The 16287-nt window shown below is 67.0% G+C and carries 15 protein-coding genes; 6 read left to right on the top strand and 9 right to left on the bottom strand.

The window, feature by feature from the left end; translation table 11 throughout:
• Nucleotides 1-87: 87 nt before the first annotated feature.
• The 3 genes from ACYVN4_RS25505 (at nucleotide 88) to ACYVN4_RS25495 (ending at nucleotide 5425) form a co-directional block, all read left to right on the top strand.
• On the top strand, nucleotides 88-1428 hold the full coding sequence (locus ACYVN4_RS25505; RefSeq protein ID WP_460724517.1) for an MFS transporter: 1341 nt from the start codon (nucleotides 88-90) through the stop codon (nucleotides 1426-1428).
• Nucleotides 1425-4340 (top strand): FAD-binding and (Fe-S)-binding domain-containing protein, encoded by a 2916-nt coding sequence (locus ACYVN4_RS25500; RefSeq protein ID WP_460724516.1) that lies wholly within the window; start codon nucleotides 1425-1427, stop codon nucleotides 4338-4340. The genes ACYVN4_RS25505 and ACYVN4_RS25500 overlap by 4 nt, the downstream gene beginning before the upstream one ends.
• Before the next feature lie 71 nt (nucleotides 4341-4411).
• Nucleotides 4412-5425 carry an alpha/beta hydrolase gene (locus tag ACYVN4_RS25495; protein WP_460724515.1) on the top strand — a complete coding sequence of 338 codons (1014 nt, stop codon included), beginning with the start codon at nucleotides 4412-4414 and terminating at the stop codon, nucleotides 5423-5425.
• Nucleotides 5426-5455: 30 nt separating this feature from the next.
• On the opposite strand, the gene ACYVN4_RS25490 is transcribed toward ACYVN4_RS25495, so the two are convergent.
• Entirely contained in the window at nucleotides 5456-5659 is a 204-nt protein-coding gene (locus tag ACYVN4_RS25490) for a DUF3237 family protein (RefSeq protein ID WP_460724514.1), read from the bottom strand.
• Between the two features lie 62 nt (nucleotides 5660-5721).
• Entirely contained in the window at nucleotides 5722-6990 is a 1269-nt protein-coding gene (locus tag ACYVN4_RS25485) for a glycosyltransferase 87 family protein (protein WP_460724682.1), read from the bottom strand.
• 176 nt (nucleotides 6991-7166) lie between these two features.
• Between ACYVN4_RS25485 and ACYVN4_RS25480 the strand changes: the two genes are divergently transcribed.
• Nucleotides 7167-7820: a hypothetical protein gene (locus ACYVN4_RS25480; RefSeq protein ID WP_460724513.1), complete on the top strand. Its 654-nt coding sequence runs from the start codon at nucleotides 7167-7169 to the stop codon at nucleotides 7818-7820.
• Nucleotides 7821-7824: 4 nt separating this feature from the next.
• Here the strand turns inward: ACYVN4_RS25480 and ACYVN4_RS25475 are convergent, their stop codons facing one another.
• Entirely contained in the window at nucleotides 7825-9477 is a 1653-nt protein-coding gene (locus tag ACYVN4_RS25475) for a sulfatase-like hydrolase/transferase (RefSeq protein WP_460724512.1), read from the bottom strand.
• A 30-nt stretch (nucleotides 9478-9507) separates the two neighbouring features.
• Nucleotides 9508-10428 (bottom strand): haloalkane dehalogenase, encoded by a 921-nt coding sequence (locus ACYVN4_RS25470; protein ID WP_460724511.1) that lies wholly within the window; start codon nucleotides 10426-10428, stop codon nucleotides 9508-9510.
• Nucleotides 10429-10481: 53 nt separating this feature from the next.
• On the opposite strand from ACYVN4_RS25470, the gene ACYVN4_RS25465 reads away from it, so the two are divergent.
• Nucleotides 10482-11045, top strand: coding sequence for a TetR/AcrR family transcriptional regulator (locus ACYVN4_RS25465; protein WP_460724510.1), 564 nt, complete (start codon nucleotides 10482-10484; stop codon nucleotides 11043-11045).
• 9 nt (nucleotides 11046-11054) lie between these two features.
• Nucleotides 11055-11423 (top strand): DUF1330 domain-containing protein, encoded by a 369-nt coding sequence (locus tag ACYVN4_RS25460; RefSeq protein WP_460724509.1) that lies wholly within the window; start codon nucleotides 11055-11057, stop codon nucleotides 11421-11423.
• A gap of 254 nt (nucleotides 11424-11677) precedes the next feature.
• Here the strand turns inward: ACYVN4_RS25460 and ACYVN4_RS25455 are convergent, their stop codons facing one another.
• The 5 genes from ACYVN4_RS25455 to ACYVN4_RS25435 are packed head-to-tail and all read right to left on the bottom strand — an operon-like array spanning nucleotide 11678 to nucleotide 16284.
• On the bottom strand, nucleotides 11678-12244 hold the full coding sequence (locus ACYVN4_RS25455; protein ID WP_460724508.1) for a YbhB/YbcL family Raf kinase inhibitor-like protein: 567 nt from the start codon (nucleotides 12242-12244) through the stop codon (nucleotides 11678-11680).
• Complete coding sequence (locus ACYVN4_RS25450; protein WP_460724507.1) at nucleotides 12241-12732, bottom strand: LeuD/DmdB family oxidoreductase small subunit; 492 nt, start codon at nucleotides 12730-12732, stop codon at nucleotides 12241-12243. The genes ACYVN4_RS25455 and ACYVN4_RS25450 overlap by 4 nt, the downstream gene beginning before the upstream one ends.
• Entirely contained in the window at nucleotides 12729-13976 is a 1248-nt protein-coding gene (locus tag ACYVN4_RS25445; protein ID WP_460724506.1) for a 3-isopropylmalate dehydratase large subunit, read from the bottom strand. The genes ACYVN4_RS25450 and ACYVN4_RS25445 overlap by 4 nt, the downstream gene beginning before the upstream one ends.
• A gap of 5 nt (nucleotides 13977-13981) precedes the next feature.
• Nucleotides 13982-14854, bottom strand: a complete 873-nt coding sequence (locus tag ACYVN4_RS25440; RefSeq protein ID WP_460724505.1) for an isocitrate lyase/PEP mutase family protein — start codon at nucleotides 14852-14854, stop codon at nucleotides 13982-13984.
• Nucleotides 14851-16284, bottom strand: a complete 1434-nt coding sequence (locus ACYVN4_RS25435) for an MmgE/PrpD family protein (RefSeq protein WP_460724504.1) — start codon at nucleotides 16282-16284, stop codon at nucleotides 14851-14853. Before ACYVN4_RS25435 ends, ACYVN4_RS25440 begins: the two co-directional genes overlap by 4 nt.
• Nucleotides 16285-16287: the final 3 nt, after the last annotated feature.

The raw sequence follows: 16287 nt of genomic DNA, 5'->3' as shown, positions 1-16287 counted from the left end.
CCACCGAAGTTCTTTTCTTTCCTCATCTTTTATTCGCTCCCTGCGCAGATGCTCCGCTCCGAGCGATTTCCTACGAGGAGGTAGGTCGTGATCGAGCGGACTTCCCCTGTCCGACGTCTGTCCCATATGAAGCGCTGGACCTATATCTTGCCGGTCGTCGTCTTCATCTACGTCATCTGTTATATCGACCGCACCAATATCAGTTTCGCACTGCCACACCTGAAAACGGATATGCATCTCACCGGTGCACAGCAGGGTCTGGCCAGCGGGATCTTCTTCTGGGGCTATCTGCTGTTGCAGATTCCCGGCGGATACATCGCCGAACGGTGGAGCGCTCGGCAGTGGATCGCCATCCTCATGGTTTTGTGGAGTGTGGCGGCCATGGCCTCCGGCTTCACCCATTCGGTCGGGCAGTTGCTGCTGGCGCGGTTCCTGCTCGGGGTGGCCGAGGGCGGGGTGCAACCAGCACTGATGACCACCATTCGCGCCTGGTTCCCGTTTGCCGAAAGAAGCCGGGCCTTCGCGATTTTCAAGCTGTACACCCCGATCGCCGCGATTGTCGCGGCGCCGTTCTCGGGCGTCATCCTCACCTATTTCGACTGGCGATGGATGTTCATCATCCAGGGTGGCGCTCCGCTGATCGTGGGACTCGTCGCCTGGCTGGCGATCGTGCGCGACACCCCGGCCAAGGCAGGCTGGCTCTCGCAGATCGAACGCGACTACATCGAGAACGCCCGCATCCAGGAGGGCGAGCAATTGCAATCGCGCGGAACGTTCAAGGCGGCCTTCACTTCTCGGATCGTGTGGCAGTTCGCGCTGATCTACACGCTCACCCAGATGGGATTGCTCGGCTTGACGCTGTGGATGCCGAGCGTGCTGAAGAAGGCATTCCACACCGATCTGACGGTCGGGCTGGTCGCGATGCTGCCGCAGCTCGCGGCCGGTGCCGCCATCATCCTGGTCGGGCGGTCGGCCGATCGCCGCGGCGGGCACGTCGCGCACATGTCGGTGGTACTCGGCTCGGCAGCGCTGATCCTGGCGGGCGCGAGCATGGTGTCGGCACAACAGAAATGGCTCGTGCTGCTGGCGATGATCCTCGGCACCGCAGCCTCGATTGCGTGGTACGGGCCCTTCTGGGCGACGGTCACCAAGCTAACGCCGGTGGCCGCGGCCGGGGCGGGCATGGGATTGATCAATGGCGTCGGCAATCTGGGGAGCTTCTTCGGACCGTATATCGGCGGCTGGCTCAGTGATCTCAGCGGCGGCGGATACGCACTCACGCAGGTCTTCTTCGGGATCGTGTTCGGCATTGCCGCGCTGCTCGTGCTCACGCTGCGCAAGCAGTTGCGGATAGCGACCCAGGGTGAGCCGGTCGTGGCGCAGCCGCCGATGCACCCGATAACTGTGGACAACAAGGACTTTCAATGACCAGAACATTGACGATGGCGGACCGGCTCGAGGAAGCCCTACGCACGGTCATGGAGGGCGAGATCGCCTTCGACGACTACAGCCGGCATCTGTTCTCGCGGGACGCCAGCATGTACTCGATCATGCCGCTGGGCGTGGCGTTTCCCCGCCACGCCGAGGATGTGGCGGCCGCGGTCGAAGTCGCGGCGGAGCTCGGGGTGCCGGTCGTGGCCCGGGGCGCAGGGACGAGCCTGGCCGGGCAGACGGTGGGACCCGGCCTGGTGCTGGACATGTCGCGCCACATGAACCGGATCATCATCGACGCCGAGAGCCGCACCGCGCTCGTCGAGGCCGGCGTCGTGCAGGATCAGCTCAACAAAGCCGCGGCCGCGCACGGGCTCATGTTCGGGCCCGACACCTCGACCAGCAATCGGGCCACCATCGGCGGGATGATCGGAAACAATTCCGCCGGAAGCGGTTCGCTGACCTTCGGCATGACCATCGATCACGTGCGGGTGCTGGACGTAGTGCTCGCCGACGGGTCGCGCGCCCGTCTGGAACCCGTCGACGAGACCGAGCGGCGGCAGCGCGCGGCGGCGGACACCTTGGAAGGCAGGATCTATCGGGAACTGCCGAAGCTGGTCATCGCCAATGAGGAGGCCATCCGGTCCGGGATGCCGCTGTTCTGGCGGCGGGCGGGCGGCTACCGGCTCGATCGGCTGGTCGGGTTCGGCAAGGGCCAGCCGTTCGATCTGGCCAAGTTCGTGGTCGGGGCCGAGGGCACGCTGGTGATCGCGACCCACGCGCTGGTGGATCTGGTGCCCAGACCCGCGCATACCGTCTATGCCGTAGGACATTTCGACGATACGCACAGCGCCATCGCAGCCACCACGGACGCCCTGAGCTGCGATCCGCATCAGGTCGAGTTGATGGATCGCACGATTCTCGAACTGTCCCGGCAGAAGATCGAATACGCCGAACTCGGCAACATCCTGGTCGGCGATCCGGGTGCGCTGCTGTTCGTGTCCTTCAGCGGGGACAACGAGGCGGCGTTGGTCACCAAACTCGAAGAGCTCGAGGCGCGTTGGCGGCGCGGCGGGCACGGCTATCACATTCTGCGCGCTGTGACGCCCGCCGATCAGAAGGCGCTGCTCAAGGTCCGCAAGTCCAGTCTCGGGCTGCTCATGGCCGCCGGTGAGGGCACCAGAAGGCCGCTGGCATTCGTCGAGGACACCGCCGTCGATCCGGTGCACCTGGCCGCATACACCAAGCGGTTCAAGGAGATTCTCGACGAGCACAAGCTCGAGGCGGGCTTCTATGGGCACTGTTCGGTCGGATGCCTGCACATCCGGCCGTTCGTGGATCTCACCGATCCCGAACAGGTCGTGAAGATGCGGACGGTGGCCGAGGCGGTCAAGGATCTGGTTGCCGAGTACGGCGGCGTCAACTCCAGCGAACACGGCGACGGACTGGCGCGCAGCGAGTTCAATCGCGAGATCTTCGGTGACGAACTCTACGAGGCCATGCGAAAGGTCAAGCGGCTCTTCGATCCCGCCGGGATCATGAACCCGGGCAAGATCGTCGACGCGCCGCCCATGACCGAGAACCTACGCGACCGCGACGCGCTGCCACCCGCGCCGACGCTGAAGACGACCTTGAAATTCGAGGTCGTCGGCGGCATGCGGGGCGCGGCGGACAGGTGCATGAATATCGGTCTGTGCCGCAAGGCCGGGCCGGGGGTGATGTGCCCGTCCTACATCGCCACCCGAGAGGAGGAGCATGCCACCCGCGGCCGGGCCAACGCCCTGGTGAAGGCGCTCTCGGAACCGGATCCACATGCGGCGCTGGGCGATGAACGCCTGCACGAGATCCTGGACCTGTGCCTGATGTGCAAGGCATGCAAGAGCGAATGCCCCATGAGCGTGGACATGGCCTCGCTGAAGGCCGAGGCACTATCCCATCACCACGAGATCCACGGGACGCCGTTGCGGTCACGGCTTTTCGGCTCGATTCGCGTGCTCAACCGGCTCGGCTCGGCGACCGCGCCCCTGTCGAATGCGCCCGGCCGGATCTGGCCGCTGCGGCGGCTGCTGGACCGGACCCTCGGTATTGCGGCGGCCCGTCCACTGCCGGTCTTCCAACGCATCAACCTGATTCGCTGGTTCGGTAGACGCGACGTCGTCGGCCTGCCCGCGCCGCTGGGCACGGTGAACTGGCTCGCCGACTCGTTCACCACCTTCACCGAACCGCATATCGGCCAGGCCGCCATCGAACTGCTCGAGCAGGCGGGCTGGCATGTGGAGCTGGCCACCGGTGGCTGCTGCGGCCGCTCGAGCATGTCGAAGGGCCTACTCGACGACGCCCGGAAAAAGGCTGCCACACTGGTGAATTCGCTGAACGAGACCACGGTGCCGGGCTCGCCGATCGTAGGTTGCGAGCCGTCGTGCCTGTTCATGCTGCGCGATGAGAACACCGCGCTGCTACCCGACACCTGGGCGGCGACCGCCGTGGCCGCCCGCGTCCGGCAGGTCGAGGAACTGCTGGTCGAGGCCATCGACGCCGGGCGGCTGCGATTGCGCGAGGATTCACCGTTCGCGGAGCGGCGCATCGTGTTCCACGGGCACTGCCATCAGAAGGCCGAGGTGGGCACGGCCGCCACCATGGCCCTGCTGCGCCGGATTCCGGGAGCCGTGGTCGAGGAGATCGACTCCGGCTGCTGCGGCATGGCCGGTTCCTTCGGGTTCGAATCCGAGCACTACGACATGTCACTCGCGATCGGCGAGGACCGGCTGTTCCCGGCACTGGCGGCTGAACCTGCCGACACGGTGGTGGCGGCTACCGGGGTGTCGTGCCGTCAGCAGATCTTCCACGGTGCCGGGCGCACCGCATGGCATCCGGTCGAACTGATCAGGGAAGCACTGGCCGACGGTTAGGCAGGCGGCGATTGGGTCATGACTCGGCGAAAACTCGTGAATCGGACTGGACATCGTGCTCCATTGGATTGATGACGGTCAGGATTCTGCGAGCCACGATCCGGACGACGGTGGGGGTGATCCTGTGCGCGCTGGCCAGTATCACCACACCCGTGGCGCGGGCCGACGGTCCGCCCCTCGATCAGGTCGCGCACCTCGATCACGTCTCGTGGATGGACGCGAACCAAATGACCGTCGGTGTCTATTCGGCGGCCATGGATCGAGTAATCGAGCAGGACGTGCTGATTCCCGACGGCGGTAGTGCGGGCCGCCCGACCGCCTATCTGCTGGTCGGTGCGGCTCGCGACGATCAGATCGTCTGGCAGACCATGACTGATCTACCGACGTTCGCGCCGGGGACCGGGGTCAATGTCGTCATCCCGCACGGCGGTGAGTCCAGCTATTACACCGATTGGCAGCGCGACGATCCGGTGCTCGGCCGCAACAAGTGGGCCACGTATCTGACCTCCGAACTGCCACCGATCATGGACGCTGTGCTGCATGCCACAGGCCGCAATGCGATTGTCGGGCTGTCGATGTCGAGCACGGCGGCGCTGGCGCTGGCCGAGGCCGCACCCTCGCTCTATCAGGCGGTCGGTGCGTTCAGCGGATGCGCGGAGACCAGCAAACTGCCCGGGCAAGCATACGTTTACGTGGTCACCGACATCCACGGCGGCGGCAATGTCGAGAACATGTGGGGCCCGTTCGGCTCTCCCGCCTGGAGTGAGCACGACCCTTATCTGCACGCCGATCGACTACGCGGCCACACCCTCTACATCGCCAGCGGCACCGGATTCCCCGGCACCCACGACAATCTCGGCGATTACCGAGTCGGCGGCGACGTTCCCACCCTGCTGAACCAGCTCATCCAGGGCGGCGCGATCGAGGCGGCGGCAAGCGATTGCACCGCCCACCTAGCGGCCCGACTGGCCGACCTCGGCATCCCGGCCACCTATCGGTCATATCCGGGCACGCATTCGTGGGGCTACTGGCAGGACGACCTACACGATTTCTGGCCCGTCATGGCAGCGGCCATCGGAGCCTGATCGAGGCTGGGCGAGGGTGGTCGCAACGCGTTATTCGATGGTGTAGACGCGGTAGGCGATGTGGGTGCGGGACATTTCGGCGAATCCGACATTGACGGTGCGGTTGAGCCAGGCGTAGCGCTCGGCTCCGGTCTCGAAGACGGGCAGGGTCCGCGCGTGAATGTCCGGGCCGCGCAGGGTTTCGCCGTCCAGATACCGTTGCAGCGCAGCGGGATCGGTACGGGTCGCCCTCACCAGGCTGGCACGCACGTCGAGCCGACATCAGATAGAGGTATTCACCGTCGTCGGTGCTATAGCTAGATGAGTTGCGGCTCGGAAGCCCTCTGCTCGGTGCGCAGCCGGAGCGCGATCGCCGCGAACAGGGCGAGGGTCAGCCAGATGTAGGCGTTGTGATCCAGCACCGCGAAGTGTCCGGTGGTCGGGAAGTCGAAGACGCTGCCGTAGTGCAGGTCGAACAGGTCCATGACACCGCCGGAGGTCACGGCGGCGACGATCAGCAGGCCCGTGATCGTGATCGGATCGCGGTGGCGAATTGCCAGGTGCACCAGGTAGATCAGCAGCGGAGCCAGCCACACCCAGTGGTGGATCCAACTGTAGGGGGAGATCACGGTGCTGGTCAGGCCGCACAGGGTGACGGCGGGCAACTCCCGGCCGGTGGCCCACAGGCGACGGGCGAGCAGCAGGCAGGCTACAGCAATCGCGATAGCGGCAGCCAGCCACAGCAATTGCAGGCCCGCGCCCGCCCCGAGGGTGCGGGCGATCATGCCGCGCAGCGATTCGTTCTGCGGATTCTCCGGGACACCGACCCGGGCCGGATCGGCGAACGCGCCGCTCCAGAAGGTCAGCGAATCCTTGGGCAGCACAGCCAGACCCACCACCATGGTGGCGGCCAGCGCGCCGAACGCGGTGGCAGCGGCCCGGAATCGACGCGTCACCAGCAGATACAGCACGAAGAACACCGGCGTGAGCTTGATTCCGGCCGCAATCCCGGTCAGCGCGCCCTTCCACCGCGACGAGTCGGGCAGCGCCATATCGGCCAGCACCAGCAGAAGCAGCAGAATATTGACCTGGCCGAAGCCCTCGGTCTCGCGAATCGGCTCGCACAGCAGCAGCATTGCCGCGATCGAGGGACCCATGAGCAGCAGGCGACGATCGTGGCGATAGCCCAGCACCGACAGCGCCGCCCACACCGATCCGGTGAGCAGCGCGAAGTTCACCAGCCCGCCGACCCAGGTGAACACCGCACCGTGCATCCAGGCCAGCGGCAGGAACATCAGCGCGGCGAAGGGCGTGTACACGAATTCGAAGACACCGCGCGTGTGCCCGCGCAGCGGACTGTCGTAGACCGAGACGCCGTGCGCCACCCGATCTCCCGCGACCTGATAGGCACCCAGGTCGACCAGGTGCATCATCATGCGCGGCGCGGCCGCCACCTGGCCGATGTAGTACCAGCCCGCGAGCGCGCCCAGTACCGCGACGGTCCACACCACCGGCAGTGGGATGGAACGCCGCGGCGGCGCACCCTGATTGGTGACCGATATCTGACCGAGTGCCGTCACCGGCATGCTCACCCCCACACGTTGGGCTTCCCGATTGCCCGCCCCACCGTAGTGACCACGCCCTGCTATCGCCACTCCGACGACCTGCGCGAACCGACCGGTCCTGGCGTTATGGCCGCCGATCATGTTGCCGCGCAATGGTTTTCAAGTGTTCGATCATCGACGCGGGCACAATAGCGACAATGTACGAGTATCAGCTCGATTGGAAATACGCCGCCGCACCCGACAAGCGTCCGCGACCGCAACCCTGCGGATACCTGGTCGCCTTGCAGGTCGACGCGAATACGAAACTCAGCCCGGACCTCACCTTTCCCGCCACGTATGTCGGCAACCCGCAGTACCCGGGCATCGGAAAGGCATACGATCCCGCCAATCAGCAGATGCACGTCTGCGGAATCATCGAGAGTCTGCGCTGGGACGGCGGTCTCGAATCGCCGATGCAGGCGAGCTTCTACGTCAGCCAGCACAGTCAGCAGCAGCTGGAAGATGTCCTGCACCGCACCAGGGAGCTGACGATCGAGGACTTCAAGTTCTGGATCGTCGGCTACGAATATCCCTCGCAGTCCGGCAAGCCCGGCGTCTGGTACGAGGCCGCGTATCCGATCGGCCCGACGGGCAGGGGTATCCCGGGATCCGTGCGCGGCCCGATCACCTCCCGTGGCGCCACGTTCGATTTCACGGTCTCCGACATTCCGTCCCCGATCGAGCCCACCGGGGTGAAGGTGTTCGAGTGCACCATGCGAATGGCGCCCGCGAGAGACGAATCCTTCACCCTGTTCAAGGCGGACTCACCGACCGACAAGCAAGTCCAGCCCTGGGGCGTCCACGTCGGGTGATCGGCTACTTCGCGCCCACCCCGTCCTTCAGGAAGTCGCCGAGCTGTTCGCCGAACGGTTTGGCGATTTCCTGCTGATAGTCGTCCCAGCCCTGCTGCTGGGCCTGGCGCAGCGAATCCGGTAGCGCCTGATGCAATTCGGCATCGACTGCCGCATCGTGCAGGCGGCTCATCCGGTCGTGCAGATCACCACCGGCCGCCGCGATATTGTCCAGTTCCAGCGCACCGTCGCGGGTCGAGTAGTCGTAGAGCTCGAATTCCTCCTGCTCGCCGGCATCGATGCGGGCCGAACCCGGCACCCAGTGCGAGTAGCGCACGTACTTCGCGTCGGGGGTGCGCAGCGCGATCAGGTGGCCCGGGGCGTCGGCATTGAACCGGACCGCCGCCTCCTCGATCGAGTGCTCGTCGGTGGTGTGGAGAATCCACGGGCGGCCAGGCGCATTCGCGTCGCGGGCGATCGCGGCGATATCGTGCCGACCGGCGAGATGCGTGTAGCGGTCCGCACTACGCCAGGCGTTGCCGCCGGTGGCGAGGGTGAGCAGTAGGGGCGTCATGTCCACGCTGGAGGTCATCTGGTCGCGGGTGCCGGGTGCGGGCGTGACCTGGCCGCGCGGGTCGTGGATATAGAGCGGGACGCGGATCGCCTCGTCGTAGGCCGCGCCGCCCTTGCCGTGCAGGCCGTGCGAGCCCGCGTAATCGCCGTGGTCGGAGGTGAACACCACCACCGTGTTGGCCGCGACATCCGGATGCGTCGCCAAAGTGTCGAGCACCCGGCCGATCTGGATATCCACTTGCTGCTGGAACCACAGGTAGAGGTTGCGCATGTCGATCCATTCCCGGTCGGCCTCGGGCGTGCCGTAGGGAGCGAGGCCGAAGGTCAGTGCCGACACCTGCACCAGCGCCGTCTGCAACTTCGGCTTGCGCGCGAGCTGTTCGAGCGTCTCGTGATTGCCGGGTAGGTCGTCGATCCAGCGCGGAATATCATTGACTGCCAACGTGCGTCGAGTGAAACGCGGCCACCACTGGATATCGTGCGGATTCACCAGCGACACCGTCGTGCACCACGGGCCCTGCGCCGCATCGGAATCCAGCCAGCCCACGAACTGGTCCACGATCCGGCCGTCCATCTGCAGGCCCTGCGAGGGCGCGCCGTTCGGCGACGGGTAGGTGCCGCCGTCGAAGCCGAAGCGGTCCAGGCCGCCCGGGTTGGTATCGGCGTCGTGGCCCAGATGCCATTTGCCCCACCAGCTGGTGTGGTAGCCCTCCTCACGCAGCAGGGTGCCCCAGGTCGGGAAGCCCGCCGCGAGTTGCGAAGTGGAGGTCGACAGGCAGCCGGTCTGATGGGAGTACAGCCCGGTCAGCAGGGTGCCGCGGGACGGGGTGCAGTCGTTGGCGGCGGTGTAGTGCTGTTCGAAGGACACCGACTTGCGCCGCAGCGCCGCGATATTCGGCAGGATGGTGTCCAACACGTCCTGCTCGGGGAACCAGACGGGCGCCCGCATCTCATCGACGATCACCACGAGGATGTTCGGCTTGTCGGGGTGGGTGTCCATGCGCGCCAGGGGAGAAGCACCGGCCTTGCCGGTCGCCATGGCCGCGGTGGCGGCCGTGGCCGCCAGGGCGCCGCTGCCGAAGAATCCGCGTCTGCTGATCGACACGAGTGGTCCGCCTTTCGGTGGGAGTGAAAGCTAATGCGCCGGAGTGGCGTCGATGAGGTCGTTGACGACGGCGGCGAGGCCGGGACCGTTGTCCTCCTGCAGGAAATGGCCCGCGCCCACGATCACCGGATGCTGGCGTCCGGTGGCGCCGGGGATCTCGCGCTGCAGGATCTTCTCGCCGCCCGCGGTGATCGGATCGCCATCGGAGAACGCGGTCACGAACGGCTTCTCGAATTTCCGAAGCTGCTGCCAGGCCGAGCGATTGGCGGCGGCCGCCGGATCCTCGGGCGAGGTCGGTACGAGCGAGGGGAACGAGCGCGCGCCCGCCTTGTAGGTGTCGTCCGGGAACGGGGCGTCGTAGGCGGCCAGCACCTCGGGGGAAAACGAAGTGCGGCAGCCACCTTCGACGATCGAGCCGATCGGGAACACCGGGGACTCCTGGGAGAAGCGCTGCCAGGCCGCGAAGGCGTCGGTGAGCGCGGTGTCGCCGGTGGGGAGTCCGGTGTTGGCGGCGACGACCCGCGCGAACCGGTCGGGGTGTTCGCCGACCAGGCGCAGGCCGAGCAGGCCGCCCCAGTCCTGGCAGACCAGGGTGATCCCGGTCAGGTCCAGGTGGTCGAACAGGGCCGCGCGCAGCCATTCGACGTGGCGGGCATAGGTGTAGTCGGCACGGTCGGCCGGTTTGTCGCTGCGGCCGAATCCGATGAGATCCGGGGCGATGCAGCGCCGGCCCGCCGCGGTGAGCACCGGGATCATTGTGCGATACAGGTAGCTCCAGGACGGTTCGCCGTGCAGCAGCAGGACGACGTCGCCGTCGGGCGGGCCTTCGTCGAGGTAGTGCATCCGCAGGGCGGTGTCGTCGTCCACGGCGGTGACATCGACGTAGTTCGGATCGAAGGGGTAACCGGGCAGGTTCGAGAAGCGTTCCTCGGGTGTCCGCAACACGTGCATGCTGCGACGGTAGAGTTTTTGCATCTTCCGTGCAACTTGTTAGAGTGAATGCGATGGACGGACGCACCGCTCGGGCGGCACGAAACCGTCAGGCGGTGCTCGACGCCGCACTGACGCTCATGGAAGAAGGCATCCTGCAGCCGACCGCGCAGGCGGTGGCCGAGCGCGCGGGGGTGGCGACGAGATCGGTCTTCCACCACTTCTCGGATCTGGAATCGCTGTACCTCGATGCCGCCCAGACCCAGATCGAACGCCACTGGCTGCCGCTGCTACGGCCGGTCAGCGGCGAGCTCGAGGAACGCATCACCGCCCTGCTCGAACTCAGAGCCGAACTCTACGAGCGCATCTCGGGCACCCGGCGGGCCGCGCAATTGCGCGAACACGAATCCAAGGTGCTGGCCGAGCGATTGGCACAGAGCCGCGCGGCCCTGCGCGCCCACCTGCGTGAGAACCTGCCCGAACTCGAATTCCTCGACCCCGCCGCCCGCGAGGCAGCGCAAGCGGCCGGATCTTGGGAAACCTGGGAGGTGCTGCGCCGTCATCAGGGCCTGAGCGTCCCGGCGGCCAGGGCCGCCGTCGCCGCCATGCTCACCGCACTGATCGCCACTCGAAAGTAGGCCCCACGCATGGCCGTAGTCCCCAACCCTGACCAGTTCGCTCGATTCGCCGCGGCCACCGACCCCGGTCCAGTCGTCATGCTCAACCTCATCAAGTTCAGCGACCGCGCCGAGTACGAGACCTACGGCGACCGCGTCCTGCACATGGTGCACGAGCAGAAAGGCCGGCTGCTCTGGCACGGCGAACCCCGCCAGACCCTCATCGGCGACGCCGACTGGGACTATGTCGCCCTGGTCGAATACCCGGACCGCCAAGCCTTTCTGGCCATGGTGACGGCACCCGAATACCAGCGCATCCACGCCCACCGCGAGGCCGGTATCGAGCACACCGTGTTGCTCGCCTGCGATGCGCTCAGCGCGCCGGTGACCGGCGGGTAAGACTGTCCGTCAGCGCCCTTCGGCGCTCCTCCGGCACGCATGTCACCACGGCCCCGGGCCAGGGCGACATGCGGACGGTGAAGACGACCGGGCTATCCCGCTCGACCGATCTCGACGGCCGCGACCATCGGGAAAACGGTCGGCAACAACCGAAAAATACGGCTTTCATCTCGATCCTCCCTGTACACCAAGGGAATCCGAGCAATGCTCCGGAACTCGTGAAATAGCGCGCTCGATTTTACGCCGTACCCCCTTCAGAATCGTTCGTAGATACCGGTGAGTTTGCCTCGGGCGAGCACGTGTCCGGTGATCGTGGGGAGGGTCGCGGAAAGGGTTGCGCTGGTGGTCGATCCGCTGAGGCGATCGAGGGCCAGCAATTGGAAGACGTAGCGGTGCGGGCCGTGGCCCGGGACCGGGCGCGGACCGGCGTAGCCGCGGCGGCGGAAGCTCCCGAGACCCGCGACTACGCCCGGGGTGTCGATGCCCGCATCGAGTGCGCCCTCCGGCAAACCTGTGTTGCCGGGATCGATTCCGGTGAACAGGCCGTGCACGACCGGGCGGCGGAGGGGTGCGTCGGGGTCTTCGATGATCAGGATCAGTTCGGTGGCCTCGGGTGGCACACCCGACCAGTGCAGAGCTGGGGAGAGGTCGTCGCCCACGCCTGCACCCGCGTGGCGGCGGGGGATGGGGTCGCCGTCGGTGAAGGCGGGGCTGCCGATATGCAGGGTCTCGGGGATGTCGCGCAGGGATGGATGAAACCATGCGGTGGAACTCATTCCGGCGCGCACCGGGCGGAGCAGGCGTCCGATCGCGGCGGTCACGGCAGGAATCCCTGGGCGGCCAGACGGGGGAGGATGCCGCCGCTGGCGATGATCTCCAGTAGTAGGCCGGGGAGGGGGCGGGTCGTGGCCGTCTCGCCGGTGGTGTCGTTGCGGTAGTCGCCGGTGGCCAGATCGAAGGTGCCGATGTGCCCGTCCTGGAACATGCTGGTGACACCGGGCGCAGTGAGCGCGGGTAGTCCCGCGTTGACGGCATTGCGGAAGAACAGCGAGTTGAAGCTCTCCGCGATCAGGGCGGCGACGCCGAGTTGCTGGAACAGCGAGGCGACCGGTCGGGACGAGCCGACGCCGAAATTCGTTCCGGCGAGCACGATGTCGCCGGGTTCGACGAGATCGGTCCAGCCGGGGCGGAGCTGGTAGAAGATGTGGCGGGCGGCCTCGGGGAGGTCGAGTTTCATGGCGTAGGCGGGGTACATGGCGTCGGTGTCGACGGAATCGCCGAAGACCCAGACGCGGCCGGTGGTGGTCATGCGGTCACGCTCCGGGGGTCGGTGATGTAGCCGGTGACGGCGGAGGCGGCGACGGTGGCCGGGGACGCCATGTAGATGTCGGCCTCGGTGCTGCCCATGCGTCCGGTGAAGTTGCGGGTGCTCGAGGTCAGACAGACCTCGCCGGGACCGACCACGCCCATGTGGTAGCCGAAGCAGGCGCCGCAGGTCGAATTGGTCACCACGCCACCGGCATCCGCGATGTCCTGCAAGTAGCCCAGGCGCATGGCGTCGCGGTACACCTGTTGGGAGGCGGGGGTGACCAGCAGCCGGACACCCGGTGCGACGGTCCGGCCGCGCAGGATCTCGGCGGCGATCTTCAGGTCTTCGAGTTGGCCGTTGGCGCAGGAGCCGATGAACGCCTGATCGATGCGCCGGGGCTCACTCTGCGAGACGGGAATTCCATTGCGGCTCACCGTTCCCGGGCGCGCCACGTACGGTTCCAGGCCGGACAGGTCGAGGGTGCGGACCTCGGCGTACTCGGCGTCCGGATCGGCGTCGGCGGCCACGAAGTCGGTCACGCCGCGCTCGGCGAGGAACTCGCGCAGGATCTCGTCGACGCCGAAAGTGGCGAAGTCGGCGGAGATTTCGGCGGCTTGAGTGGCGATGGTGCGCCGATCGTTGAGCGGGACCGTCGCCAATCCCGGACCACCGAATTCGAGGTTCTGGTTGGTCGCGTCACCGTATCGGTCGGCTAGATAGAGGAAGACATCCTTGCCGCTGATCCCGGCGGGCAGGGCGCCGGTGAGTTCGTAGCGGACGGTCGGGGCGAGCTCGAACCAGGTTTCGCCGGTGCACAGGATGGAATACAGCTCGGCCGGGCCGAGTCCGCGCGCGGCGGTGTTGTAGGCGCCGCCCGCGCAGGTGTGCGAGTCGGTGCAGGCCAGCACCTCGCCGGGACGGGCGAGCCCGTTCTCGGCGACGACCTGGTGGCAGATGCCGTGCCGGCCGACATCGAAGAACTTCTCGATACCGAAGTCGGCCACGAACTTTCGCGCCTTCGGGCCGCCCGCGGCGTCCTTGAGCGAGGGAGCGGGTACCGCGTGGTCCATCACGACCGCCACCTTGCGCGGGTCGTGGATGCGGCGGGGCTGCTGCCACAGGGTGGCGAACTGCAGGTCGATCAGGACGCACAGGTCGACCTCGACGGTGACGATGTCGCCGGGCCGGACCCGTGGCACGCCCGCCTTGCGGGCCAGCAGGTTCTCGATCATGGTCATGCCCATGGGGTTCAGGCTCCTTCGCGGTAGCGTTCGCCCAGCTCCGACCATTCGGCCAGACCGACCAGGTTGAAGAACTCGGCGGGGTGGGTGGGTAGCAGCGGGCCGGGATCACGTCCGGCGAGGGCGGCCAGGCCGGTCAGCATGGCGTAGGCGGCGGCACCCAGGGGGAGCGATGGGTGAATCGCGATCGAATAGCCCAGTTCCCTTAGGCGCGTGCCTGATTCGAGTGGTGTGAGGCCGCCGATGACCTGGTTGATCAGCAGGGGAGCGCTGACTTCCTGTGCGATCCGCTCGATTTCGGCGGTGCCCTGCGGCGCTTCGACGAAGATCACGTCCGCGCCCGCCGCCGCGTAGGTGTTGGCGCGGTCGATGGCGGCGTCGAGACCCAGCGGGCCGCGGGCATCGGTGCGGGCGATGACGAGCAGGTCCGGATCGGTGCGCGCCTCCAGGGCGGCCGTGAGGGTGGTGACGAACTCGTCGGCGGTGATCAGTTCCTTGTCGGGCAGGTGCCCGCATTTCTTGGGGAAAGCTTGATCCTCGAGTTGGATCGCGGCGACACCGGCGGCCTCGTATTCCCGCACAGTGCGAACGACATGCAGCGCGGTGCCGTAACCGGTGTCGGCGTCGGCGATCAGCGGGATGTCGCCGAGCACACCCACCAGCATGCGGGCGCGCTCGACCATTTCGGTCTGGGTCACCAGGCCGATATCGGGGAGTCCGAAGCCGCTGGCGGCCACGCCCGCGCCGGTCAAATAGGCGGCGGTGAAGTCCAGACGCCGGACCAGGGACGCGGAGAGGCCGTCGAATACCCCTGGGGCGACGATGATTTCGGCGGAATCGGCGAGGGCGGCGCGGAGGCGGGCGCGCGGTGGTGTGGTCATCGGGTGGAGTCCTGGGTGTCGAGCGCGCCCGCGACCGGTGCGGCGAGCAGGTCGGTCAGTTCGCGGAGATCGGTGAGGGTGTCGAGATTCAGCACCGCCTGCTCGATGGCGTCGAGTCGTTCGGGCGCGATGAGCGGGCCGACGAGGGAGCGGTATTTGGCGACGAGTTCGGCATCGGTGACGGGGTCGGCGGGACCGCCGTGCGGCTGGACGATGCGTCGTTGCAGCAGCGTGCCGTCGGTGAGCGTGATGGCCAGGTCGGTGGCGAAACGCTCCTGGACCGGGCCGTTCTGGATGTTCTCGTCGAGTTTCACCTCGACCTTGCCGAGCAGCTCCCAGACATCGTCGGCATCGAGGCGGTCGGGGGTGAACTGCGGTGGCAGCACCTGGCCGTCGAGCAGTGCGACCGCCGCGGCGTAGCCGAGGTTCATCTGCGCGCCGATGGCCGTCAGCGGGCGTTGCGGCTGCCACCAGCCGTGGTGATAGACGGTGTGACCGACGCGAATCTCGATGTGCGCGACGGATTTCGGGTCGATGTGGCGCTCGTTCCGCAGTTCGAGCGCGGCCTGGATGGTGCCGTGCAGGCCGCCCTGCGCCGCGTACGACTTCACCATGATCAGTTCGGTGTGCCAGCCCTCGCCGAGTCCGGCGATCACCTGGGTGGGGTCCGGGTCGTGGCCTTCACCGAACACCGACAGGTAGCCGCCGTAGGGGCGGTCGAAGACCTGCTTGATCCCGGTGTAACCGGCGGCGGCGAGACCGGCGGCGTAGTAGCCGTTGCGGGCGGCGAAGCCGTGCTGCATGCGCTTGGACATGGCCTCGTACTGGGCGGCCATCAGACCGGCGGACTGGGTACCGGCCATACCGAGCGCATCCTCGAGCGCGGCGGTGTCCAGCGCCCGCAGTTTGCCCGCAACCATTGCGGCGGTGTGGGTTCCGAACACGGGTCCGCTGTGCCAGCCGCGGGAGAGCATCTCTGCGCCGTGCAGGGCCAATCCGACGCGCGGGCCGACCTCGAACCCGGCTATCGCGGCGGTCAGGGCTGCAGCGCCCGAGATCCCGTGCTGCTGCTGGGCGGTTGCCAGCAGGACCGGCACGATCAATGAGGTGCTGTGCAGCGGGGCCAGCGGATGGAAGTCGTCGAGCTCGAAACCCTGAATGAAGGTGCTGTTCAACAGGACCGCCGCCGGACCACTCGTGGTCGCGCCGGTCCCGATGACCGTCGCGTGGCCGTCGCCTTCCAGGTCCAGGACCGCCGACGTGGCCACCCGCGACCACGGCAATTGCGCACCCACCAGACCGCAGGCGACGCCGTCGAGCAGCAGGTGCTTGGCGCGCGTGCGGACACGCTCGGGGATCTGGTCCAGCGTCAACTGCTCGACCCACCGTGCCAGCGGCACCGTAACGCCTGACGTTGTCGTTTCGCTCATGTC

The sequence above is a fragment of the Nocardia heshunensis genome (assembly GCF_054782115.1).
The sequence above is the reverse complement of the archived record's forward strand: the minus strand, read 5'-3'. Positions and strand labels throughout refer to the sequence as shown.

What these genes read in the sequence shown, in the direction of transcription:
- ACYVN4_RS25480 (WP_460724513.1), top strand. Translation starts at nt 7,167, where the DNA reads ATGTACGAGTATCAGCTCGATTGGAAATACGCCGCCGCACCCGACAAG.
- ACYVN4_RS25485 (WP_460724682.1), bottom strand. Translation starts at nt 6,990, where the DNA reads ATGCCGGTGACGGCACTCGGTCAGATATCGGTCACCAATCAGGGTGCG.
- ACYVN4_RS25465 (WP_460724510.1), top strand. Translation starts at nt 10,482, where the DNA reads ATGGACGGACGCACCGCTCGGGCGGCACGAAACCGTCAGGCGGTGCTC.
- ACYVN4_RS25495 (WP_460724515.1), top strand. Translation starts at nt 4,412, where the DNA reads ATGACGGTCAGGATTCTGCGAGCCACGATCCGGACGACGGTGGGGGTG.
- ACYVN4_RS25460 (WP_460724509.1), top strand. Translation starts at nt 11,055, where the DNA reads ATGGCCGTAGTCCCCAACCCTGACCAGTTCGCTCGATTCGCCGCGGCC.
- ACYVN4_RS25435 (WP_460724504.1), bottom strand. Translation starts at nt 16,284, where the DNA reads ATGAGCGAAACGACAACGTCAGGCGTTACGGTGCCGCTGGCACGGTGG.
- ACYVN4_RS25450 (WP_460724507.1), bottom strand. Translation starts at nt 12,732, where the DNA reads ATGACCACCACCGGCCGCGTCTGGGTCTTCGGCGATTCCGTCGACACC.
- ACYVN4_RS25440 (WP_460724505.1), bottom strand. Translation starts at nt 14,854, where the DNA reads ATGACCACACCACCGCGCGCCCGCCTCCGCGCCGCCCTCGCCGATTCC.
- ACYVN4_RS25470 (WP_460724511.1), bottom strand. Translation starts at nt 10,428, where the DNA reads ATGCACGTGTTGCGGACACCCGAGGAACGCTTCTCGAACCTGCCCGGT.
- ACYVN4_RS25445 (WP_460724506.1), bottom strand. Translation starts at nt 13,976, where the DNA reads ATGGGCATGACCATGATCGAGAACCTGCTGGCCCGCAAGGCGGGCGTG.
- ACYVN4_RS25500 (WP_460724516.1), top strand. Translation starts at nt 1,425, where the DNA reads ATGACCAGAACATTGACGATGGCGGACCGGCTCGAGGAAGCCCTACGC.